Source organism: Hyphomonadaceae bacterium ML37 (assembly GCA_027627685.1).
Lineage (GTDB): Bacteria > Pseudomonadota > Alphaproteobacteria > Caulobacterales > Maricaulaceae > Oceanicaulis.
On the sequence record CP091241.1, the window covers coordinates 2,702,711 to 2,726,440 of the forward strand.

The 23,730-nt window shown below is 62.3% G+C and carries 16 protein-coding genes; 6 read left to right on the forward strand and 10 right to left on the reverse strand.

Annotated features, from left to right (window positions below):
* The first annotated feature begins 10 nt into the window (after nt 1-10).
* Entirely contained in the window at nt 11-598 is a 588-nt protein-coding gene (locus L2D01_13320) for a hypothetical protein (GenBank protein ID WBQ09853.1), read from the forward strand.
* A gap of 25 nt (nt 599-623) precedes the next feature.
* Here the strand turns inward: L2D01_13320 and L2D01_13325 are convergent, their stop codons facing one another.
* Nucleotides 624-3,560: a CHAT domain-containing protein gene (locus L2D01_13325; GenBank protein WBQ09854.1), complete on the reverse strand. Its 2,937-nt coding sequence runs from the start codon at nt 3,558-3,560 to the stop codon at nt 624-626.
* A gap of 216 nt (nt 3,561-3,776) precedes the next feature.
* On the opposite strand from L2D01_13325, the gene L2D01_13330 reads away from it, so the two are divergent.
* The gene (locus tag L2D01_13330) at nt 3,777-5,516 is read left to right on the forward strand and encodes an alpha/beta hydrolase (GenBank protein WBQ09855.1); all 1,740 of its coding nucleotides are present in this window, start codon (nt 3,777-3,779) and stop codon (nt 5,514-5,516) included.
* A 35-nt stretch (nt 5,517-5,551) separates the two neighbouring features.
* Here the strand turns inward: L2D01_13330 and L2D01_13335 are convergent, their stop codons facing one another.
* The 7 genes from L2D01_13335 to L2D01_13365 all read right to left on the reverse strand — a co-directional run bounded on the left by L2D01_13335 (nt 5,552) and on the right by L2D01_13365 (nt 12,379).
* Entirely contained in the window at nt 5,552-6,475 is a 924-nt protein-coding gene (locus tag L2D01_13335; protein WBQ09856.1) for a CHAT domain-containing protein, read from the reverse strand.
* Between the two features lie 141 nt (nt 6,476-6,616).
* Nucleotides 6,617-7,968 (reverse strand): IS3 family transposase gene (locus L2D01_13340; protein WBQ09857.1). Its coding sequence is split into 2 segments (ribosomal slippage): nt 6,617-7,632 and nt 7,632-7,968, totalling 1,353 coding nucleotides; the frame shifts between segments, so codons are not numbered across the junction.
* Nucleotides 7,969-8,157: 189 nt separating this feature from the next.
* Nucleotides 8,158-8,868: a hypothetical protein gene (locus L2D01_13345; GenBank protein ID WBQ09858.1), complete on the reverse strand. Its 711-nt coding sequence runs from the start codon at nt 8,866-8,868 to the stop codon at nt 8,158-8,160.
* Nucleotides 8,869-8,893: 25 nt separating this feature from the next.
* The gene (locus tag L2D01_13350; protein ID WBQ09859.1) at nt 8,894-9,772 is read right to left on the reverse strand and encodes a hypothetical protein; all 879 of its coding nucleotides are present in this window, start codon (nt 9,770-9,772) and stop codon (nt 8,894-8,896) included.
* Complete coding sequence (locus L2D01_13355) at nt 9,769-10,890, reverse strand: hypothetical protein (protein WBQ09860.1); 1,122 nt, start codon at nt 10,888-10,890, stop codon at nt 9,769-9,771. Before L2D01_13355 ends, L2D01_13350 begins: the two co-directional genes overlap by 4 nt.
* A gap of 9 nt (nt 10,891-10,899) precedes the next feature.
* Nucleotides 10,900-12,078, reverse strand: a complete 1,179-nt coding sequence (locus L2D01_13360; protein ID WBQ09861.1) for a hypothetical protein — start codon at nt 12,076-12,078, stop codon at nt 10,900-10,902.
* 103 nt (nt 12,079-12,181) lie between these two features.
* Complete coding sequence (locus L2D01_13365) at nt 12,182-12,379, reverse strand: hypothetical protein (GenBank protein WBQ09862.1); 198 nt, start codon at nt 12,377-12,379, stop codon at nt 12,182-12,184.
* 1,197 nt (nt 12,380-13,576) lie between these two features.
* Here L2D01_13365 and L2D01_13370 point away from each other — a divergent pair.
* Nucleotides 13,577-14,863, forward strand: a complete 1,287-nt coding sequence (locus L2D01_13370; GenBank protein WBQ09863.1) for a patatin-like phospholipase family protein — start codon at nt 13,577-13,579, stop codon at nt 14,861-14,863.
* Here the strand turns inward: L2D01_13370 and L2D01_13375 are convergent.
* Nucleotides 14,829-18,032 carry a TIR domain-containing protein gene (locus tag L2D01_13375; GenBank protein WBQ09864.1) on the reverse strand — a complete coding sequence of 1,068 codons (3,204 nt, stop codon included), beginning with the start codon at nt 18,030-18,032 and terminating at the stop codon, nt 14,829-14,831. The two genes, L2D01_13370 and L2D01_13375, sit on opposite strands and share 35 nt — an antisense overlap.
* 66 nt (nt 18,033-18,098) lie before the next feature.
* Entirely contained in the window at nt 18,099-18,371 is a 273-nt protein-coding gene (locus L2D01_13380) for a hypothetical protein (GenBank protein ID WBQ09865.1), read from the reverse strand.
* 232 nt (nt 18,372-18,603) lie between these two features.
* Here L2D01_13380 and L2D01_13385 point away from each other — a divergent pair, with 232 nt between their 5' ends.
* The 3 genes from L2D01_13385 to L2D01_13395 are packed head-to-tail and all read left to right on the forward strand — an operon-like array spanning nt 18,604 to nt 23,725.
* Nucleotides 18,604-19,518, forward strand: a complete 915-nt coding sequence (locus tag L2D01_13385) for a M15 family metallopeptidase (protein ID WBQ09866.1) — start codon at nt 18,604-18,606, stop codon at nt 19,516-19,518.
* A 14-nt stretch (nt 19,519-19,532) separates the two neighbouring features.
* Nucleotides 19,533-20,663: a DUF4231 domain-containing protein gene (locus L2D01_13390; GenBank protein WBQ09867.1), complete on the forward strand. Its 1,131-nt coding sequence runs from the start codon at nt 19,533-19,535 to the stop codon at nt 20,661-20,663.
* Nucleotides 20,660-23,725, forward strand: a complete 3,066-nt coding sequence (locus tag L2D01_13395) for a TIR domain-containing protein (protein WBQ09868.1) — start codon at nt 20,660-20,662, stop codon at nt 23,723-23,725. The genes L2D01_13390 and L2D01_13395 overlap by 4 nt, the downstream gene beginning before the upstream one ends.
* Nucleotides 23,726-23,730: the final 5 nt, after the last annotated feature.

A 23,730-nucleotide genomic window follows, 5' to 3' on the forward strand; every position in this document is an offset into this window, starting at 1 on the left:
GGGCTCCCCAATGCGTCATCGGTGCAGCACGCTGGCCGCCAGCCTGGCCGTGTCGGCCAGTCTCGCCGCCTGCGCCGGGCACGCCCCGGCCCCGATGGCCGAGGCCGCATCCGGACCGGAGGCCCGGATTGTCCTGGCGCTCGAAACCGGCCTGCAGGCCGAATTGGCGCGTGACGGCGCCGCCATGCTGACCGCCGCCACGCTGCTGGACTCCAGCGGCGCACGGCCTGCCGAGGGCGAAGCAAACCTGGCGGCGCGCTGGCGGAATATGGCCCGTGATCTGGGTCATTCTGCGCCGCCCGTACGCGGACGAATCGCCGGGCCGGCCTACCGCATCGGCAGCGTGGGTCCAGGCGAGGCGGCGGTGCTGCGCGACAGCTTCCACTCGGGCCGCGCGGCGAGGGTCTCGCTGCAGGCCCGCAGCGCCGGGGTGCTGCGCCTGTCGGTCCAGCGCACAGATGGCGAAGCGGTTTGCGACGTGCTGGCGGCCGACGCACCGGGAAACTGCCAGTGGATTCCGGTGTGGTCGGAGCCGTTCACCATAGAGATCGCCCATCTCACCGGCGGCCCGGTTGAATATTATCTGATCACCAACTGACATCTGACGGGCTGACATCGCCAGGTCACTGTCCGATCAGGGCGAAGGGCCCCCAGACGCCGGGATGGCTGCTACCGTCAATCGTGTCATCCTGCATCAGCCCCAACACCGCATTGCGGAACGCCTGCGCGCGCGGCTCGCCGGCCAGCGACCGGCGCGCGGTCTGCGCCGTAATCGCCGCCGCCGCATCGTCCCGCACCGTCCAGTGCGACACCAGAAGGCTGCGGGCGCCCGCATAAAGAAAGGCCTGGGCCAGCCTGTCGGGCGAGCGCGCCGCGCCGTCCGCGGCGAAGGTATTGCACGCCGACAGCACCACCCAGTCGGCATTGAGCGGCAGGCGGGCGATCTCGGACGCGGTCAGCAGACCGTCATCCAGCGGGCCGGATTCATCCGGCGGCGTGAAGGCCAGCGCTGGCTCCAGCACCGTCTCCAGTTCTCCGCTCAACAGCCCGTGGGTGGCGAAGACCAGCGTGCTCGCGCGGCTGAGATCGGCGGTCTTCACCGCCGCTTCGGTGGCGTCAGCGCCAAGGCGGATGTCAGAGCGGTCCGCGCCAAACACCAGCGCCAGCTCCTCCAGCTCGGCGCGCGCGCCGGGCAATGGCGCCAGCGATGAAAGGGACCGTGTGGCGCTCTCTCCACCCCCGCTGCGCACCAGCGCCGCCATCGTGACCGGGCCGCCATCCCCCTCGCCGGCAAAGTCCGGCGCGCCAAAACCCATCAGGAAGGGATCCCGTACGCCGCCCCCGTGGGCGTGGCGGGCTGTGAGGCTCGAAAAGTCCGGCAGGGCCGCCGTGGCGTGCCGCCGGATCAACCAGGGCGCGGCCCGCAAGCCGGCGCCGTCTGTCAGCGGCGCGTCAAATTCATCGGTAAGCAGCACCGTGAAAGGAATGGACCGGTAGGGCCCGTCGGCCACGATCAGCAGCGTCGTCTCCGCCTCCAGCCCCTGCGTCAGGCGCGGCGTGAACACCCCGGCGTAAAGCTGATGGGCCTGCTCGGCCGGGAACGGCCGCACATCGCCGCCTGACGGACCGGCTTCCAGCGCGGACCGCAGCGTGGTGACGGCCTCCAGCGCCGTATCCGCGTCGATCGCCAAACGGTCCATATGCACCTCGTCCGGCGTGATGCGAAGGCTCACCCCGCCTGCGGGCGTGAAGGCGAAGGCGACAATCGTTTCTTGGGGCTGAAGTGCGTCGCGGACCGTTTGCAGGCTGACGCCCGCCAGACCGCCAGGCGTGGCGCCCGCATCCGTAAGCTGACCCAGCCCGGCGCGCGCCGCATCATAGGCGTCACGCGCATTCGCAAGCGCCTGCGGGTCCGGCGTTCCGGCAGCCGAGCGCACGCGGATATAACTTTCTTCGGCCAGGCGCACGGCCCGCCAGCCATCCTGCCGCGCGCGGATCAGATTGGCCGCGTCCACGCCTTCGGCCCGCGCCCGCAGGGCTGTCGCCTCGGCGGCCAGCGCCAGTCCCGTCATCTGGACATGCTGCATATAGCGAAAGGCGGCCTCGGCGTCGCTGGCGGCGAAGGCGACGTCCAGCGCGCGGCGGAACGCGCGCTGGCGCCGGCGGGCCATGTCCCTCGCGCTGTCGACATCCACCAGGCTGAGATCGGCGGCCAGCGCCGTGACGGCATTGTTGGCCGCGCGCGGGACAAAGCGCATGGCGTCGCCGCTCATCGCCGATATCCAGGCCTCGTCAATGGCCAGCTCGAGCCGCCGCTCATGGCCTTCGGGCAGGTAGGACGCGGCCAGCGCCCGCGCATCGCCGAGATATTGCCGGCCCATGTCAAAATCGCCCGACAGGGTCTCCAGAGCCGCCAGTTCAGTCAGAACCCGCAAACGGTCCGGCCCTCCGGTCCCGGCTGCATCAAAAACGGCCAATGAATTGAGATATTCAGAGCGCGCAGCGTCCATCTCTCCCGCCGCGAGCGCGGCGTCGGCGGCGTTCATCTGCATGCGCGCCGCTTCGACCGAGTCCGCACCGGCGGCGTTTCGGTAGATGTCGCGCGCGGCGAGAAACAGCGGGCGCGCTTCGGCGGCGCGGCCCTGCGCAAACAGCGCCACGCCCAGATTGTTCAGCGTGTCGGCCACCTGGGGATGGGCTTCGCCCAGGCTTGCCCGGCGATCTTCCAGAATCCGGCGCAGCAGGGGTTCAGCCGCTTCATACCGGCCCCACGCATTGAGCGCGCCGGCATAGCTTGATTGCGCAAAACCAATGAAGGGATGTCCGGGCGGCAGATTGGCTTCGAGCTGTTCGGCGGCGCTGCGCGACAGCTCCGCCGCATCGCCATAGCGGTGGGCGCGGATCAGGATCGCGGCCAGGCTGACCTGCGTCATCGCGATGTGAGGGTGGCCGTCCTCCAGCACGGCGCGGCGGATATCCAGCGAGCGTTCGACCAGCGCAATCGCATTGTCCAGATCACCGCGCGCGTTCAGCACCGAGCCGAGCTCGAAATAGGACCGGGCGATTTGCGGGTGGTTTTCGGGGTAGAGCGCACGGCGGATATCCAGCACCTGCCGCTGCACAGCCTCGGCCTCTTCCAGACGGCCCAGCGTCGCCAGGATGGACGCGACATTGCCCAGCGACTGCTCAAGCGCTTCGCGGTGCTCCGGGCCTGCGGACGCGAAAATGTCCGCCGCTTCCTGGAAATTGGCGAGCGCAGCTTCACGGCCGCCATCATAGAAAATGGCCGAGCCCAGCTGGTTGATGATGGCCGCGCGATCATGCGCCGCCACCCCGTCCAGCGCCTGCGCCGCGTCATGGGCGGCTTGCCAGGCGGCGCGCGCGCCGGCCGGGTCCTGCTCCATATCAATGGCTTCGGCGGCGGCGATCAGGGCGCGGGCAGAGGCGTCGGTGATGCTCGGCGCCAGTGGCGGCGGCGCGTCCTGGGACAATGCGGCGGGCGAGATCATCAATGCCAGCGCAAGCGCGAGCGCCCACACGGTGAACACGATACGGTTCATGAACCCAACCTCCCCCGCAGACTTTGTCCCGGACGCATGATTACCGGTCCCGCACCGTCTGGCAAACGCCGCGCTCGCCGCAAAAAGTCTGACTTTCACGGTCAGACGGGCTGAAACACTCCGCCCGGTCGCCGCGCCAGCTTGCCCCCATGGTGGGCGTGTCCCAATATCGAGACGTCAGAATAAGGCTCTGGCGCAAGGGTGGGGAGATCGGGCATGGGTTTCAGGCACACTATGGCGTTCGCGCTTGCTCTGGCGGGGCTCGCGGCTTTGCCCGCCGCACCCGTTCAGGCGCAGGCCTGCAATGTGGCGCAGAGCGAGATCGCTGCACTGGACCTGTCCGGGCTGGAGCTCAGCCAGGCTGAACAGATTGCGTTCCATTTCGATGTGGGCGAGTGGCGCGCAGGGTGCGGCGACATCGCCGCGGCGCGCAGCGCTTATGCGCAGGCGCGCGCCCTGATCGCGGCCACACAAGACGTCGACGGCGCCTGGGCGCTCGGGCTTCTGACCGAAGCGCGCATGGAGGCTGCGCAGGGCCAATTTGATCGCGCGCGCGGGATCATTGACGAAGCGGACGCGATGCTGGTGGACGCCGGCGCCGCGCGGGCGCGTGATTTTCTGTTCCTGATGGAGACCGCGCTGATCGTCGAGGCCGCCGCGTCCGCCGCTGATCAGTCCCATAGCCGTGAAGCGGTGCAGGCGGAACTGGCCGCCTTGCGGGCCCAGGCCGCGAGCGAGGATGAAGCGGCGCTGACGCGTGATCCCGAAGCGGGGGCGGACGCCGACCACGTGGTCGTGCCGGTCTTCTATGGCGTCAACAGGCTGCGCACGGGCTCAGACGATCCCAATGCCTTCTATGGCGCGTCGGCCGGCCCTCTGGATCTGGGCGTCGTCACGGTGTCGGTGCCGCGCAATCGCGAAGTCGGGTCGATCCCGCGGCGCGGCGATTATCCCGGCGATATCGACCAGTATCGCGGAGACTATTTCATCCTGGAGCGGGTGGAGCCGTTCGCCGATGATTACGCGTTCACCGGCGCGCTGGGCGAGGCCATGGACGCGTCGGAGCGGCGCGAGCTGCTGGTCTTCATTCACGGGTTCAATTCCGATTTCCGCGGGGCCGCCGAGCGCGCCGCCCAGCTGGCGGTGGATCTGGAGATTGATGGCGTCCCGGCGCTCTATTCCTGGCCGTCGCGAGGCTCCCTCCTGGGCTATTTCGCCGATGGGCGCGAGGTCAATGACCAGAATGTCGGAGATCTGGTGGACTATCTCTACCTCCTCATGAGCGGCGCCAACGCGGATCGCATCCACATCGTCGCGCACTCCATGGGCAACCGCTTCCTCGCCCGCGCGCTGGAGCGTCTGGCCGAAACCTATCCCAACCCGCCCGAACCGCTGTTTGACCAGGTGGTGTGGGCGTCGCCCGATGTCGACGCACAGGAATTCATGGCGCTGGTTCCGCAGGTGGGCCATCTTGCGGCGGACATGACGCTCTACACCTCCAGCCGCGACCGCGCCTTGCGCCTGTCACGGCGGATCAATGGCGGCGCGCCGCGCGCGGGTGATTCCAGCCCGCCCTATCCGGTGGTGCTGGCGGGATTGAGCACGGTGGACACCACGGCGGCGGGCGGGCGCGGGCTGGGGCACTCCGACTATGCCGGCCCGGCCATGGACGATTTCCGGGCGCTGATCTGGCTGTCGCTGAGCCCGCAGGAGCGCTGCATCCTGCATACGGACACCGGCCAGCTCGGCCAGTTCTACGCTGTCGATCCCCAGACCGGGGCGAATTGCGAACTGGATGTGTTCAAATACTCTATCACGGCCATGCGCCGCGGCGGCGAGGATGGCGATCCGATGGCGCTGCTGCAGAGCGCCGTGGCCACGCCGGGCGCGGCGATCACGGACAGGCTGGATGAGGTGCGCATCCTGATCACCCGGCTGATGGCGGGGCGCCAATAGCGCGGGGCGCGGGCCCCGCGCTGGCGCTGTGCGTCCTACTGCGCCGGGCGGTTCTGGCCGACCAGCACGAACGGCGCCCACATGGCCGGGTGGGCGAACTCCGGATCATCCATCATCGACATCATGGACTGGCGCAGCGCTTCCGCGCGGCCCGCTGACGGGTTGGCGTTCATGGACAGCGTGCCGGTGGTGATCCGGCGCGCGGCCGCATCATCGACGACCCAGTGGCTCACCAGAAGCGCGCGGGCGCCGGCATAGAAAAAGGCGCTGGCCAGACCCGACAGGCTTTCGGCGCCGGCGCCGCCGGGCGCCGCGGTGTTGCAGGCCGACAGGATCACCCAGTCAGCATCCAGCGTCAGATCGCGTGCAATCTCGGACGCGGTCAGCAGCCCGTCATCGCCATCGCTGGCCTGGGCCGGCGGGGTCAGCACCAGGGCCGGCTCGGTCAGGCCTGGCAGTTCATCGGCGATCAGGCCGTGGGTGGCGAAGGCGATCACCTGACGGTTCTGCAGATTGGCCGTGGTGCGCAGATTGCTCTCGGTGGCGCCGTCGCCGATCAGCAGATCACGCTGCGGCTCGCCGCCAAAGGCCTGGGCCAGGGCGATCAATTCGGGCCGGGTGTTGGGCAGGGCGCTCAGGGCGCGCACCGCCTCAACATCGGCCAGGAACACCCCGTCGCGCGACGCGCTGGCGTTGAAGACGCCGCGCGTTTGACCGCCGCGATTCTGACCGCCGCCCGAGCTGGCCGGCGCCCGCTCGCACCCGGCGCCCGACCGGGCGCCGATGCACGGATCGCCGACCCCGAGGAACGGGCCCGTCGCCCGGCTCGCCCCGAAGCGCGACAGCGATTGCAGCGATGCGGGCGTGGGCAGCACGGTCATGGCGAAACGGCGCCCGAGCCATGCGGTCTCGCGTAACGCCTGAACATCCTCGTCCGCGCCGCTGGGCAATTCGGTCACAAGCAACGCCAGCGGCAGGCTGGAGAGCGCGCCGGACGGGACGGCATAGACGTGGGTCTTGCCCTCTGTCCGTCGTCAGAACATTTGGCACAGATGGCATCGTAGATTAGTGGAGCATCGGCCTCGTCTGGTTGGTTGATATTAGGCGGCGTGCTTTCGGTGTTGCAAGCGTCGATGTTCGATGGTCTGTCGCTTGATCTTTTCACGCTCTTTGATGATGGCTGGGGCCCTGCCGAAGTAGGCGTCGGCGGGCGTCACGTTGTTCAGGCTCTCGTGGTAGCGTTGGTGATTGTAATGTTCGACGAACGCTTCGATCTGGGTCTCAAGATCGCCGGGCAGGAAGTAGTTTTCCAGCAGGATGCGGTTCTTCATGGTCTGGTGCCAGCGCTCGATCTTGCCCTGCGTCTGGGGATGGAACGGCGCACCGCGCACATGGCTCATACGCTGGGCCTCGATGTATTCGGCGAGCTCGCCGGCGATGTAACAAGGGCCATTATCCGACAGCAGGCGCGGCTTGTGATGGACGTTCACCTGGTCGCAGCCGGAAGCCGCGAGAGCGAGGTCCAGCGTGTCGGTCACGTCCTCGGCCCGCATATTGGTGCAAAGCTTCCAGGCGATGATGTAGCGCGAGAAGTCGTCGAGCACGGTTGACAGATACATCCAGCCCCAGCCGATGATCTTGAAGTAGGTAAAGTCGGTCTGCCACATCTCGTTCGGCCGGGTGGTCTTGGTGTGGAACTGGTCGGCGGCCTTGATCACGACATAGGCCGGGCTGGTGATCAGATCATGGGCCTTCAGAAGGCGATAGACCGTCGCCTCCGACACGAAGTAACGCGTCTCGTCGGTGAACCGCACAGCCAGCTCGCGCGGGCTCAGCTCGGACTGCTCCAGCGCCAGTTCGATAATCTGGTCATGCACCTCGGCGGGGATGCGGTTCCACACCCTGCTTGGCGCTGATGGCCGGTCCTCTAGCGCTTCAGGTCCGCCTTCCAGATACCGGTCATACCAGCGATAAAAGGTCCGACGGGCTATACCCAGCTTGTCGAGCGTGACCTTGGCAGGCAGGTGCGACTGCTCGACGATCCTGATGATCTCGAGCTTCTCGGATGCGGGGTGCCTCATGCGTCGTCCTCCCCATCCGCGATCATGCTTTTTTTGAGCAGACGGTTCTCCAAGGTCAGATCAGCCACGCATTCTTTCAGGTCACGCGCCTGATGGCGCAGGTTCTTGACCTCGTCACTGGTGGCAGCACGTGCCGTGTCGCCCGCCAGTCGGCGCTTGCCAGCCTCCATGAACTCCTTCGACCAAGTATAATAAAGGCTCTGGGCTATGCCTTCCTTGCGGCACAGCTCGGCGATGCTGTCGTCACCGCGCAGGCCTTCCAGAACAATGCGGATCTTGTCTTCAGCCGAGAAGTGTCGCCGGGTCGCTCGGCGAATGTCCTTCACAACGGTTGCAGCAGGGGCTTTGGGCTTTGTGGATTTGGATCTCATCTTCGTTCCTTCGTCACTGCGACGAGACCCAAATCCTCCTTAAATCACAACCCCAAACCTGTGCCATAGGTGCTGACGGGGGACAGCAACAAGAATACGAGGCCGTTGCTGAGCATCCGCAACCGAAGCAGACGCTCCTGCTCCTAAAAGGCAAAGCGTAAGAGCAATTCGCAGGAACATTTGGGTCTCCTAAAAATCAGCCAAGAGCGCTGCAGCCTCGTCCTGTGTGGGAAGAGAAAGGTTATTGGCCTGAAGATATTCACGGCTTGCCCTGAAAATATTTGTCGCAAGTCGTGCATTCTGAGGCAGTGTTGTAGTAACGGCAGTCACAAGCGACATAGTGCGTCGATTCCCCACGGCGTTGGCTGCAGAGCGGAGCCCCCCGAGCCCTCCGCCAATCCCACGAGCGCTACTGCTCGTATTTTCTGCGATTTCACGCGCCTGCTGGATAGCAATAGCATGATAGACAGAGCTCAGCCCGGAATGGAGGGTCGCATTTCGAATGTGTTGCTGCGCCTCTTCGCCTGCAACGCCGGCGAGGGCGCTAAGATCTATATTGCTTTTGCTAGAGATTTCTTCGTTGACTGCATTTATTTCATTACGTCCATAATCGCCAGCAAGCGCCGCCGGGAGCGCCATCAGCTGTTCGGCGGAAAGGCGATTATCAAGCGCAAGATAAACCTCGGCCAGCCCAGTGATCAAAGACGTCGTGCCCGCCGATAGCGTCGTCTCGAATGGTGCATCGCCAAAAAGGGTCGGGGATACGAATTCTGGCAGCTGGCCATTATCAGCCATTACCTGCAGTACGCGACTTGCATTAACTTGGGCGAATGCTGAACCGCTACTGACAAATGCACCTGCTGTTGCGGCGCCTGCGATAAACATACGTCGTGAAAACATAGCACTTCTCCTCTTGAAGGGGTTTCTATTGCGGACGTCGCGCAACCGCACCAATTTCGATCGCGTTAGCATCGCCGCTTATGATTTCAGCAACACTAAACCTGGCCGCCACCCGAGTAACGCGTACAGTCGCCACCCGAGTTTCAACGCTCGAACCAAAACCGCCCAACGGTTCACCGGTAGCAGGATCTATCAGCTGCGGCCCTTGATTGAAAACAATGAATTGATCGCCGATTTCAAGACCGCCTTCTCCACGATTCAGATAGACCTCACTATTTTGGACCTGCGCCACCATCACCGGGAAGCGAAACTCGATTATATCCGCACCGAGCTTTCGGCCAATCCTCTGGGCGAGGCTCTCCATTACGCTAATGCTAGGCCCACCAGTGCGGCCTTGAACCAGCTCCACAGTGCGAGAGAAGGTCGCGTCATCATCCGACGAGTACAAGAGCGCCCCCGTCGTTGAACTCAGCACTCGAACGGTCGCCGAAAGACGCGCACTGTCACGTCTATTATACATTCCAGGAAGAACGTCCACAGCTTCGAATCTCGCTCCCGCGCTGAAATGTGTAATTCTCGGCACTACTACATAACCCGCCACCTCAAGGGCGCCAGAGCGAGCATTTGCGCTGTTCGAAAGCTCACTATCAGCTAGCTCCTGCTCTGCAAACGCCATGTCGAGATTAACTAGGTTGCGCTCAAGCATCGTGAACTGCCTTGAACCTCTCAAAGCATTCTCAATCTCTAGCCTCAGCGTTTCAGCGATACCCACAGCATTCTGGGCCGCGCGCGCATCTGCTGAGATCTGTGTATCCATCACCGCCGCAGTCGGACGGTTACTTTGAGCATGCGCCGCCGGAGTGAGGGCGAGCGACACGGCAAACAGGGACGTAACGAGTTTCATTGGAAGCTTACCTCATATTCTTCCCCACCAAAGTAGTCAGCATAGAATGCTGGCTCAGTGGAGAAAGCATCATAAAGCGCGTCGATAAGGTTTTGGGGAGAGCTGGTACTTGGAGCGGTGAACCGAATGATCGTCTCGATATCGGTGCTTGCGGCAAAGTCCGTGTCAACATCAGCTATTCCATCCATCGACTCTAACCGCTCACGCAAGCTGCGAAGGCGATTGCGGTCTGCGACATCACGGCGATTGACGTTCAAGACCCGAATTGAAAAAACGGTGCGCCCAAGAGCAGCAAGCGTTTCCGCGGTGGCGATACCAGCTCGGCGCGAACCATATTCGGCTGTCTCAGCATTCACGACGCGAGCTATCTGGCGCGCGGCGTTATTGCTCAAATCAGCAACAAGAAGAGACTCAAGGGCGGAGCGATTGTCACCAGTCACCCAGCCCGAAACAGCCACGGGAGTCACAGCTAGAACTTCCTCTGCCCTTAAGTCATTCAATCGAAAACGCACAGTAAGAGCACCCGTGCTGCGACCGAGATTGGGGTCAAATTGAAAATCTGAGAACGAGACCTCATGGATAGCCAAACTGAAGTCAGCTTGACCACTTCGCGCCGCAGCAACCCCTGCGGAACCTGAAAGAATCCGATGATTATAGCTCGCGAACTCACCACTCAGCCGGTCAACCACAAAACTGGCGCGGTGATCACTTGCCTCTGCAGCACTGGCCACAAATACATATGATGCGCCGCCTGCAGCCGAAATTAGATCGGCAGCGTCAACTTGAAGCGCAGCCCGATTGAACCCCCCTTGGATCTCACAAAGGAAGGCCGCCCCTTGTGGAACGCAGCGCTCTAAAGTGTCGCCACCGAAATAACGGCGTTTGAAGCTGGCAATATCACGCTCAGCGGCGCGCCTAAACCGATCGCCAGCGGTCCTAACTGCTGCTTGCCCCAATACACCAAGGAGCTCCGCGTCGAACGCGTTGAGGTAGGCCTCCACAGTTGCCTCCTCAATGGATGAACCGGACCCCACTCCGACCACCGGCGATATATCCTGAGCCTGTGACTGGCCTATCAAGATATAAGCCAGCAAAGCCAATGCAAAAAATCGCAGCATTGTCTGTCGTCACTCCATGCTTTCATTCGCTACTGATATGTGCACACCAACCTCTGGAGACAGCTGACGGGTCGCCGCTGAGAAGCCTTCACGCCACGCTCCCCTAACGGCTGACGGCGGCACGCCCGCAATCGCCAAATACGAGCCGCCACCGCGGGCGATTGCCACCGTCTCCTCCGCACCGACACGTATGCCCTCACGTTCCAGCCAGCCAGCAATGCGCGTAGCGGCTACGCGTTGCTCGCCTAGCTGGTTTGACTCGCCTGTGACGACACCCGCTCGCTGCAGCTCGACCTGAACCGACAAAGCCAGACGCCCCAGATCTTCTGATGCTGAAATCAGCGCTGTCCCGGGAGGAAGCCGGTCCTCAAGTAGGCGAGCAATCGAGCCAGTAGCCCAGCCAAGGCTTGGGGGAAGGAGGGCGACCTGATCGAAACCGTTCTCGATCAGGTATCCTTGAAGGCTCAGATGGAACGTGTATGCCAGCTCTCCCGCCAGGAGTTGGGCAGAGTTAGCGTCAGTTATCCAGCCGATTTCTTCCAGAAATTCACGCGCCTCGCTCGAAAGCAGGACTGGCTCGACTCGAAACACGCGGAATGCGCGACGCCGGAAGCCAACCTCATCCGCCTCAATTGCCAATCTTATTTCATTGAGCGCCCCTTCAAAAGCTAGGCTGTACCAAGCTGTCAGATCCGCAACTGACGGCGGCCGTCGTGAGACAGACCCAGCCGGAAAGACGGATACGTGAGCAACGCCTCTCGAGTAGACGCTTTCCAGCCGTCGCGACGTTGAGAAGGCGCCGCGATCAGCAAAAACATCCAGAACGACGGTAGTATAGACCCTGGTTGCATATGCACTAGACCCGTCCATCAGACGCATCTCGACGACGTCGTGTTCAAAGCGAGGCACAAAAATTCCGTAGCCAGCGCCGCCTCTGATCGATGCAATTTGATCCAAAGATCCGCCATTCCCAGCGATGTCACTAAATGACCTACTTACGACTACCGAAAGCTCCGTGCCTGGACCCGCCTCCGGCATGGCCGCACCAAAACTTTCCGAATATGCTCTATAGGCAGGGTTGCTCCGAAGGCTCTCCGGAGAAACTGCGCCAAGGAAATTCAATTGAGCAGAAGCTGGCTGTTCGGCAAGAAGCACGCAACCGACCGCAAACAATTGTAAAAATTTCAACAACGCCCCTCCACCCGACTTTTTGAAAGCTACGCCAGCCGGGCGTTACAAGCAAACGAAACCGGCGGGGCATAGAGTTTGAGCACCTCCGGAGACGCCTGATTTACGGGCTGTCGTCCCCTGAAAGCCGTTTCTTGCCGACCGAGCGGATTTTTATCGCAGTTCTGGGTTCGCGGCGGGCGCTTTCGGCCCCCTCGGGGCGTCTATTTCGCTCGCGCAGGTGCATTTTGCCTAGCGAGCCAGCACCATCGCCCATGTTGTAGGCCATGTTGGCCAGCGTCAGCGACGCCTCGGCGCGCACCAGCCCCACATCCAAATAGGCGCACGGCCACCTACGCAATCACAGCCATCTCCACGCGCCACTACGCGCACCTCGGGTTCCTCTGGCCACATGCCAGGCGAGAGGACCGTGCGTAAAAGTGCGGTTGGCGCAAATCGGTAAGTGACTGGATTAATTTGCTCTTGTTCAAGCGAACCAATTCCGGCGAGGTTCGCTCGGTTTGAGACCAGGGCGATTCAGAGACCGAAAAACGGGCGCTCGCCAGTCTCCGAGGTTCGGATGGCTGCCGCAAACCCCTTTGAAACAAAAAGAAAAAAGGCCCCATCAGGAGCCTCGAGTCCGTTTCGCGACTGGAAACTGGCGGAGGGAACGGCACTGACACCCAACTCTCTCTGGGATATCTACCGGAACCGCATCGTCTCGTGGCTCACATCGACGCCGCGCTCGTGCAGCAGATCCTCGACATTGCAAAGCAATGCGGGAACCGGACATGCATCATCACCTCAAGGCGGATCACCTCAGGCGAAGTCTTGAAATAGTGGGGCGGATTTCTCATCCGAAAAGGCCGCGAAGCCGTCCTGCCCGGCTCAAGTCGGATTCCTCTGACAATACCCTGTCGTGTATTGGGCTATCGTCGCGTCGATTTTTGCGATCACATGCTTCAGTGACCTAGTCGGGCCGGACAAGGCTATTCCCGATCAGATCCGCGCCTCTTGCATCTAGCTACGCCAACGGTCATGAGGCCGCGGTGGCGCTCAAGAGCGAATGTTCGCTTTTGATCCGCCCAATGCGTGCCTGATGAACGATTAAGCCTCCCGTCCGGCTCACTCCTTGCGCTCAACACGATGGCGGGGCCGATTGATGGACCCGGCGCCAGAGGTGGATGGGCAAATCCAGTCGCCTGGAGCCGATGGCTCGGACGGGTGAGCAGGCTCACAGGCATTGCGCCCGGCGGCGTTGAAAAGTGAAGGGCCGGCGAAGTCCAGCAGTGGCGCGCAACCGGCCACCATCACAGCCATTGCTCCTGACACGGTCAGTTTTGATAAAAGTCTCATGACGTGGCTCCTGTGCAACAGGCTCAGCCTCGCCATCAATCCGGGCCAAACCGTGACCGCTTTACAGTAATTTCTGGTCTCGCTCTCACCTTTGCCGCACTGAGTAAGCGCTATCTGAAAGAAGACCCTCTTTCTCCATCTTGCACTCGGCTGCTCTGTGCCGATGATATCTGATCTGTGGGGAATGAGCACTCGGGGTGGGGCAATGGGGTTTTTACGCGCATTATTCCGGACTAACCGCCTGGCGGCCGAGGCTCCGACGGTCGTTCCGCTCCCATACCATCGAAAATCGCTTGCCGAACATCTGGACCCTGAGGGCCCCAAGCGCATTCTGGCGCTGGACGGTGGCGGTGTGCGCGGCGCGATGGAGATCGCGATCCTGCAACGTATCGAAGACCTCCTGCGGGCCCGGCACGGCAATCATCCCGACTTCCGCCTCGCTGACTACTTCGACCTCATCGGCGGCACATCGACGGGCTCCATCATCGCGGCAGGCCTTGCCGCCAAGCGCATGACCGTGAGCGAAATCTGGGACCTCTATCAGGAGATGGCCGGCAAGGTGTTCAAGCGGCGCTTTCTCGCTCGCGGGGCGATCAGGGCGCGATTTGACGCGGGCAATCTGCATCGTCAGCTTGATAATGTATTTGGCGAGCTTGAACTCGGTTCCCAAGAGTTCGCAACCGGCTTTGCCGCCGTGGCCAAGCGGATCGACACGGTGAGCCCGTGGGTGCTGCACAATAATCCGAGGTCACCTTATTTTGAGGACCCCGAACACGGCGGGTATCTCGGAAACCGGCGATACCGGCTGACCCAGATCGTGCGCGCCTCAGCGGCGGCCCCCATGTATTTCGATCCCGAGCGCATAGAAATCGGCCCGGGCCAGTTTGGCGAGTTCATTGATGGCGGCCTCACTCCGCATAACAATCCGGCGTTTCAGCTGCTCATGCTGGCAGGCCTCAAGAACCACAGCTATGGCTGGACCCTGAACGCGCGCAATCTGTTGATGATCTCCATCGGCACAGGCTCGCTGATTGATAAAACACCCAAGCGGCCGGGTCTGCTCTCCGGAACATCCGCCGCACGCGCCCTGAACGCCCTGACATCCATGATCTCAAGCTCGGAGGCATTTATCGAACTGCTTATGCAATGGGCCTCCAACGCGCCGGACCCGCTGGTGCTGAACAGTGAGATCGGAGATCTGCGCGAGGACCTCATCGCCGACAAACCATTGCTGAGCTATCAGCGTTACCAGTCACAGCTGACGCGGGCGTACCTGGTGTCGGAACTCGGGTTTGGGTTCAGCGACCGGGACATCAAGACACTGCGCGACATGACCGATCCCAAGGCCATGCCCCTCGCCCACGCGGTCGGCGCAGCGATGGCCCGACGATATGTCAGGGATACGCATTTCCCGGTCAGCTTTGATCTGAACGTCGAAGCCAACCGCTGACTGATCGCCCGGCGCGGGCCGCCGGTCCGGGCAGATTGCAGACATCATCGCCCGGTTCATAGAGCGACCTCAGTAGGGGTGCGGCCCTTAAATCATTCTCGGTGAGCATTCTGAGTTGACCGCGGAGCAAGCCCGTCTCGGGATCGCACATCGCCTCGCGCCGCGGGAGAGTTAGTTGTCCACCACAGCCAAGGGAGCCCATTGCGCGATCGACGCTCCAGACTCTCACTGTACCATCCTCAGCCGTAGCAACGACGCTCCGGCCGTCTGGGGAGAAAGCGGCATCTAAGACTGCAGTATTATATGTTATTGGCTGCATAATGGGCTCATTCGTTACAATATCCGAGATCACAATGGCACCGCGATTGCTCAGAAGGGAGCCGCTAGTGGAAACAATGCACGTGCCATTTATTGAACGGTCAGTGGAGTTTGTAGCGGCACCATTACGCAGATAACGCACTGGATCGTGGATAACCTCGCCAGAGGCAGCGTCCCATATTCGGACCTGACGGTCAAAGCTTTGCGTCAAAATAAGCGTCCCGTCCGGGGAGAAAGCGGCGGACCTGACCGATTCCTCATGGCGGAGGGGCTCAGTGAGGGGTACGCCGATTGCGGCGTCCCACACTAGGGCTGTACCATCCCGGCCAGCAGTAACGATGCGCGCGCCATCAGGAGAAAACGTGGCGGAGGTGACCTCTCCCGGATGGCGCAAGGGACCTGAAATCGACGCGCCTGAGCTAGCGTCCCAAATATAGGCTGCATCACTGGTGCGAGTAACGATGTGCGCCCCGTCCGGTGAAAAGGCTACCGATCGTACCGCTTCCTGATGGCGTATGGGCTCAGTAACAGGGGTGCCCGTGGCGGCGTCCCAAATGCGCGCCGTGCCATCCATGCTCGCGGTGACGACCTGCGCCCCGTCCGGGGATAGAGCCGCAGAGCTGAACATTGCCTCATGGCGCTGGGGGACGATAAGGGGCGTTCCTGTCCCAGCATTCCAGACTCGCCATTCGCCCCGAGCGAAATCTGAACCGGTCGCTGTCACAATACGTGCGCCATTTTGGGAAAATGCGGCGGAGTATACCCACCCTTCGTGACGCATGGGCTGGGTGGTGGGGGAGCCTGTGGCACCATCCCAAACACGAGCCGTGCGATCATAGCTGGCAGTGAGAATACGCATCCCGTCCGGGGAGAAAGCGGCTGAACTGACCCAGTCCTCATGTCGCAGGGGTTCGGTATTGAGCGCACCAGTGGAAGTGTCCCACACCCGCGCTGTGTTATCCCTGCTTGCCGTAACGAGGCGCATCCCATCCAAGGAAAAAGCAACCGACTCGACCCCATCATCATGGAGCATTGGCGCACCGATAGGTTCGCCAGTTATGACGCTCCACATCTGGACTCTGCTATTGCGCGACCCAATTTGTTCGCTTGCTGTGACAACGCTACTACTATCGGGGGAGAAAAGGGCAAAAGTTATTCTTCCTTGACGATGTATTCCCTCGGATACGGGCAAGCCAGTTGTCGAATCCCACACCTGCAATACAGCATTACGAGCGAGCAGAATGTCGTCATGGGAAACTGTTAAAATATACGCCCCATCAGGAGAAAACAAAGCAGAAGTAAAGGCCCAACCATTTTGCAAAATACGTATGACTGGTGCGCCTCCATTCGTTTCCCATACCTGCGCCACACCATCCTTGCCTGCGGTAACAATATGCAACCCATCTGGAGAGAATCTTGCAGAGTACACCACGTCTCCATGGCGCAAAGGATCAATTACTAAAGCGCCTGTACCAACATCCCACACCCGAGCTGTGCGATCCGCGCCAGCCGTGATGATGCGCTCTCCATCAGGAGAAAAGGTGGCTGAGAAGATCTCACCCTCGTCGTGGAGTAGGGGACCTGAAATCGACGCGCCTGAGCTAGCGTCCCAAATATAGGCTGCATCACTGGTGCGAGTAACGATGTGCGCCCCGTCCGGTGAAAAGGCTACCGATCGTACCGCTTCCTGATGGCGTATGGGCTCAGTAACAGGGGTGCCCGTGGCGGCGTCCCAAATGCGCGCCGTGCCATCCATGCTCGCGGTGACGAAGCGTATCCCATCTGGGGAGAAAGCCGAAAATATGATTCCTTCATCTTGCCGAACTAAAGCTATAGTCCGCGTTACGCCACCAGCCCTTACCAAAGCTGGCTTCGCGGCATCCGAAGCTGGACTCCAGGGGCGTTCATCGGCTGCCACTATGGCCAGTCGCAAGGCTCGTTCGATCTCAGTTGCAGTGCGTTGCGGTCGCTCAAGTATATCCTGCGTTAAGGTCGCCAGCATCAGCGATCGCTGCTCGCCCGTCTCACGCAATTGCACCCAAGTCCAGGATGTGCCCGCCATGGCCGTCAGTACCAGCACCATGGCGACGATCTGGAGCCGCGAGCCGAGCTTGCGGGCCTGTTGGCCCAGGATCAGGGTCTTTGACGCCAGCGCCTCACGCTCTGTAATCAGCGCCTCGCGCTCGGCGATTTCGGATTTGAGCAGAGCCTGCCGCCGGTCTTCGGCGTCCCTGCTGGCGGTAATGAAGGCGCGCACACGATCATTTACGGTTTCACCGGGCGGTGCAGCGCGCAGCCAGTTTTCAGCCTCGTCCAGCACGCTGCCGCGCAAAAGTAGGTCGTCAGGCCGGTCGCGTTGCTCCCATTCAAACGCCAGCTCACCGAACCGGGTATGAAGGCGGGTCCAGCCAAGATTCCGGCTCAACGCCGCTTCGAGCTTGATCAGCCCGTCATAAAACCCCGAGCCCGGCATGTTGGGATCGGGATAAAAGAAAAGAAAGTTGAGTTCCGAAAGCGCGGCCGGGGCCGGCGCAGTCAGAGGGGTTGGCAGCACCGGTATGCAGCGCTTGCCCTGGCGCAGCGCCTCCTCGACTTCCCAGGCGCATATCGCGGACACAGCCGAATGGTCGCTCAGGACGAACACGACCACGTCGCAGGACCGGATTAGCGTAGCCAGACGCGGCCGCCATGCTTCGGCGCCCTCGATCGCGTGGCGGTCGATCAGAGCCTCGAAGCCGCGATCATTGAGCATCAGAACAAGCTGATCGGCGAATGCCACATCGGCGCGCGAATAGGACACGAAGACCTTGAGCTTCGAGCCCGCTATCTCGCCTGACGAAGCCCCCGTCATGCCCCCGCTCCCCAAACCCCTCACAGACGCAGTTTAACCAACCTGCCTCGAAAGGTTAACGCAAAATCAGATAGGGCGTGTCAGCGCCTCGACCACAGCCGCGAAAAGGGCGTCCTTGCGCCGTTCATGCACTTGCAGGTCCTCGAACGGAACCATCATGGGGTGGGTCCTTGCGTCGGCGTCTTTAACCTCGCCATAGCGCCATCCGTTTCTGGCCTTCTGCGCCATCCACTGATCGTGCTGGGCGCCAGGGCTGGCATCGCGATGGCTTAGCCTGAACCGGACGCCCTCAAATGTGGCGTCACGCATCCAGTCCGGCGCCTCCTCCCAGGAGGGCATTTGGTCTCCGTATCGCGATGCGAAGGCGCGCATGGTTTCGTGAACAACCATCGCCACAGTTTCGACTGGCTCAGCGTCAGGGCAGTCAATCATGGCCACACCCTAGTTGGGGACTGCATATCCGGCGATCTGCTCAAAACTCGCTCAATGACCTTTTGATGACAGGTTGTTTTTGACTCGCCATCGGTCCGAAGCCTTGCTTAAATGTTAACGCTACTGGGAGGGGCTGGGAATGGGGTTTCGATTTTCTGCGCGTTCCGAGCAGCGCCTGCGAGGCGTTCACCCTCATCTGGAGAGGGTAATCCGGCGTGCTCTGGAAATCTCGCCACTGGACTTCACGATAGTTGAGGGCCTCCGGACGATCGAACAGCAACAGGAATATGTTGCCCGGGGCGCGTCCACGACGATGAACTCAAGGCATCTTACTGGGCACGCGGTAGATATCGCACCCTTTGTCGACGGGTCGCTTCGATGGGACTGGCCCCTGTTTCACATTCTCGCCCCCGTCGTCAAACAGGCAGCCGAGGAGTGCGGCGTTCCGGTGGAGTGGGGCGGCGACTGGCAAAGCTTCCCCGACGGGCCGCACTGGCAGTTGCCGTGGGCGCAATATCCCAAATCTGAGTATGACGCATCCGCAGCCCAGAGAGCGGGCGGCGCGGCCGTCATTGACCCTGACACGGGGCGCGTTGATGCCGATGAAGCTCAGGAAAGCGACCAGGAGCGGACGGCATTGGCGGCCGTTGGCGTAACGGCTGGCGGCGCAGCAGTGACAGCTGTCGCGGGCGCGGAGCTGAGCGCTTCAGGCGAGGGTCCGGCCGACCCACCGGCCACAGTTCCGGAGCCGGCCGTTCCTGAAGCAGCCTTGACCGACAGGCCTGACGCTCCGCAAGCCCCAGAGGCCATTGCCCCAGTCGCGAGCGATCCGCCATCCGCGCCCCAGGAGGACCTGGGCGCCGCTGGGAGCATGATTGACTCGGTTTTTGCATTCTTGAGCCGGATATGGACCGAAGGTTCTGTCTGGGCGCAGATCGCCCTCGTTCTTGGCCTGATCATCTTTGCGCTGGGGCTCTACCTCTTGCTGAGACGCATTGTGCGGTGGCGCCGTGCGCGCCGCCAGGCCCGCAAGCTTGCCCGCAAGTCTGCGTAACCGGGGGTATGGAGATGGCAGAGGGGCTCTCCATCACGCGCGCCGCGATCAACGCGATCGGCATGCATACAGCGTCGCCCGACTGGCGACTTGAGCCGCAAGCCCATGCCGCCCGGCTGCCAGCGGAAGCCGGAGCTCTGAAACGCATCCTGATGCGGTCTGACCTGCAGGGGCTGATGGATCAGTTCTCGGCCGCGGACAGCAGGGCCGGGGCCGCCCAGTCGCGCTACAAGCGCTTTGGCCGGTTGGCCATCATGCTGAATGCCGGGGCTGTAATCCTTGGCGCGCTGAGCCTCGCAGGCGCTGACATATTGTCCACGTTCGGCGTCGAGCCCGGTGACATAACGCGCTCGGTAGCGCTGAGCGTGCAGTACGGGCTGATCGCCGCGGCCCTGATCAGCGCCCAGCTCGTCATCCGCCTTCGGCCATTCGAAACCTGGATGAAGGCCAGAGCGGCAGCGGAAATGTGCCGGCTGGAGCTGTTCGAGACCGTGATACGGCTGAAAGAGCCTCAAAAGGACGGAGAGCTGGCGCTGCTGCCGCTGCAGCTCGAGTATTTCCGGCGATATCAGCTGGGCGTCCAGCTGGACTACTATTCCGGCCGGGGAGCGCAGCACGACCGAGCGGCGCGCGGCCGGGCCACAAGGCGCGATATGTACAGTCTGCTCGGCGCGCTGTCTGTGGCGCCGGCCAGTGCCGGCGCCCTTTCATTTGTCAGTGACGACTGGAGATCACGCATTGGCGGACTTCTGGAGACCGCGGACGCCCGGCTCCTGTCAGAGCCCGTCATCGCCAGCCTTCTGATGGTTTCCGGCGTCATCGCGGCTACCCTTATGGCAGCCCAGAACGCGCTCTCTCTTCTGTCCCAGGACCGCCGCAACGCCAGCCGCTACGCGACGGCGTTTGATAATCTGTCGTATCTCTATCGCACCTATATCGATACCGCCCGTCAGGCGGCTGTGCAGGGTGACAAGGACGCCGTGCTTGAGTTCGTCGGCGCGGTTCACGCGCAGATATCGTCCGAGCATCAGGAATGGGTCCGTATCCAGGAAGAGTCTGTGCGCCCGGGCTTTGACACCATAGCCGCAGCGCGCCTGCCGCGGCTCACCGGAGTGTCCAGATCGGCTCAAGAGGGTTCAACATGAGCCCTCGAGCTACCGGCGCAAAGCGGTATCGCGCCTTCATCAGCTACAGCCAGCGCGACAAGCGCTGGGCGAAAGCATTGCACAAGGCGCTGGAGACGTATCGCGTGCCAAAGGGTGTTGATGCGGCAAGCCTGGACGTCCGCACACGCCGTCTGGGCCGCTTCTTCCGCGATGATGAGGAACTCGGCGCGGCCCATTCGCTCAGCGCCACGCTGGAGAGCGCCATTGACGGTTCTGAGCACCTCATCGTGGTGTGTTCGCCGCGTTCGGCCCGCTCGAAATGGGTCGATCTGGAAGTGCGCCGGTTCAAGGCCCGCGCTCAGGGCAAGGTGTTTGCCGTCATTGTCGCGGGCCAGCCCAATACCGGCGATCCTGATACCGAGTGTTTCTGCCCGGCGCTGCGCGAGAAAGTGGCCGGCGACCGCTCGCTGACCGGCGAGCCTGACGAGCCGCTGGCGCCGGACTGGCGCAAGGACGGCATAAAGCGCCTGCGCGCCCGTCTGGCCGCCGGGCTTCTCGACGTGTCATTTGACAGCCTCTGGCAACGCGACAGGCGCAGGGCGAGAGGGCGGCAGAGACTTGCCGGAGCCACAGCGATGGGCGCGCTCCTCATCGCCGCGGGGATGGCTTATCAGGTGCGCGAAGTGGGCGCACAACGATCTCAAGCACTGGCGAGAACAGCCAATGATCTGTTGGATGCTCCGGAACGGACCGTATCCCAGTCAGAGAGAGCTTTGCGTCTGGCCGTCGCGGCGACTTACGAAAGTCCGTGGAGCCCCACGTCTAATCGTGCGGAGCCAGCTTTGGCGCGGGCGGGCACAGCGGCGCGAACGCTTATCCTGGCTCAGCACAGAGAGGGCATGACCTTCGCCGCCCACTCGGCAGACGGCACTCTCATCATGACGGTTGGCAAGAATGCAGCATGGGTTTGGGACACCGCCACCGGTACTCTGATCACCGACCCGCTGCGCCATGGGGAAATTATCACGTCCGCCGCCTTCTCTCCTTATGGCGAACGCATAGTTACGGCCAGCTCAGATGGCACAGCACTGATTTGGGACACTGCCACTGGTGCTCCCATCGCCGGACCCTTGCGCCATGGGGAGGGGCTCACCTCGGCCAGCTTCTCTCCGGAGGGGACTCGTATAGTCACGGCAAGCCGGGATAGAACCGCCCGGATCTGGGATGCAGGCACAGGCGCGCCTCTCACCGAGCCACTCCGCCATCAGGACTGGGTCAACTCCGCTTCCTTTTCTCCAGATGGTGAGAGCATCCTCACGGTAAGCGGCCCGCCATTGAACAGTGGCGTTGCGCTGATTTGGAACGCGAGGACGGGTGAGCCCATCGCTGGTCCACTGCGTCATGAGGGTGAAGTCTTCGCCGCTTCTTTTTCGCCAGACGGTGAGAGCATCCTCACGGCAACCGGCTCGTCTCACCTGACTGCTGGTGGCTCTCTTTTGAATAATGGTGCAGCGCTAATTTGGAACGCCGCTACGGGCGTGCCTTTAGCAGGACCCCTGCGCCATGAGGGTTGGGTCAGTTCCGCCGCCTTCTCCGCTGACGGGGGGCGCATTGTTACTGCGAGCCAGGATGGCACGGCGAGGGTTTGGGACCTCCTCACGAGCACGCCCGTAGCAGAGCCGATGCGACATGAGGGTTGGGTCACTTCCGCCGCCTTCTCTCTGGATGGTGAGCGTATCATCACCGCGAGCTCTGATCGCACAGCCCGGGTATGGGACGCCGTCACAGGAGCTGCCATCGCCGAACAATTGCGCCATGAGGAATGGGTCACCTCCGCCTCCTTTTTCCGGGACCGTGGCGACAGCTCTGCGTACAGCCGACAAATACTCACAGCATGCGATGATGGTACAGTCCGAGTGTGGGCTGCTAACAGCGGCGCGTCCAAAATCCAAAATTTTCGCCATGATGATAGAGTTACCTCTGCAGTTCTCTCACCGGACAGCACGCGTATAGTCACGGCCAGCTGGGACCATACAGCTCGGGTGTGGGACGCCGTTACGGGTGAGCCTGCTTTCATGGAACCCCTGCGCCATGAAGGGCCAGTCACTTCCGCCGCCTTCTCTCCGAACGGCGGACGTATTGTCACGGCGAGCTGGGACGGCACAGCCCGGTTGTGGGATGCCGCCACGGGGGAGCTTGTGAGCGGGCTCCTGGGCCACCTAGACAGAGTCACCTCCGCTGCTTTCTCCCCGGACGGGGGGCGCATTGTCACGGCGAGCTGGGACGGCACAGCCCGGGTGTGGGATGCCGCCTCGGGGGAGCTTGTAGCCGGGCCTTTGCGCCATGAGGAGGGAGTTAACTCCGCCGCGTTCTCTGCGGACGGAGCGCTAATTGTCACGGCGAGCCAGGACCGCACCTCCAGGGTATGGGACGCCGGCACTGGCGCGCCTGTGACTGGGCCCCTGCGCCATGAGGCGGATATCAACTCCGCCGCCTTTTCTCCGATTGGGACGCGCATCACACAGGATAGGGTGCGCATTGTCACAGCGAGCAGGGATGGCACAGCCCGGGTGTGGGATGCCACGACAGGCGAACCTGTCACCCAACCATTGCGCCATGATAGGCCAGTGACCTCAGCCGCTTTCTCCCCGGATGGGGCGCGCATCGTGACAGCGAGCTGGGATGGAACAGCGCGGGTGTGGGATTCCGCCACGGGCTTACTGGTCACGGATCCTCTGCACCATGATTCCTCAGTATATTCTGTGACCTTCTCCCCGGGTGGTTCCCGTATAGTCACAGCCAGCGGAGCTGGTAGCGCCCAGATATGGAATGTCGAACGCTCCATGGGCCCGGTTGATCGAGCCCAGCTTGGACTGCCGCCCCTGCGCGAAGCGGTATGCGATCCTGAGGCCGGTTGGCTGCGTGGCGCATTGCGCCGGATCACGCAGGAGGATCTGGACGCCGCGCCCGCACTGGCCTCCCTCTACCGGCCAGGCGACGATGTTTGTGTCGACCCGGGCCTGCAGCGTCAGATAATCCGGTTTGTGCAGGCCCCGCTTGAGCGCCTCGGATCGGCGCGCAGTAACAACGCCATACAATGAAATTA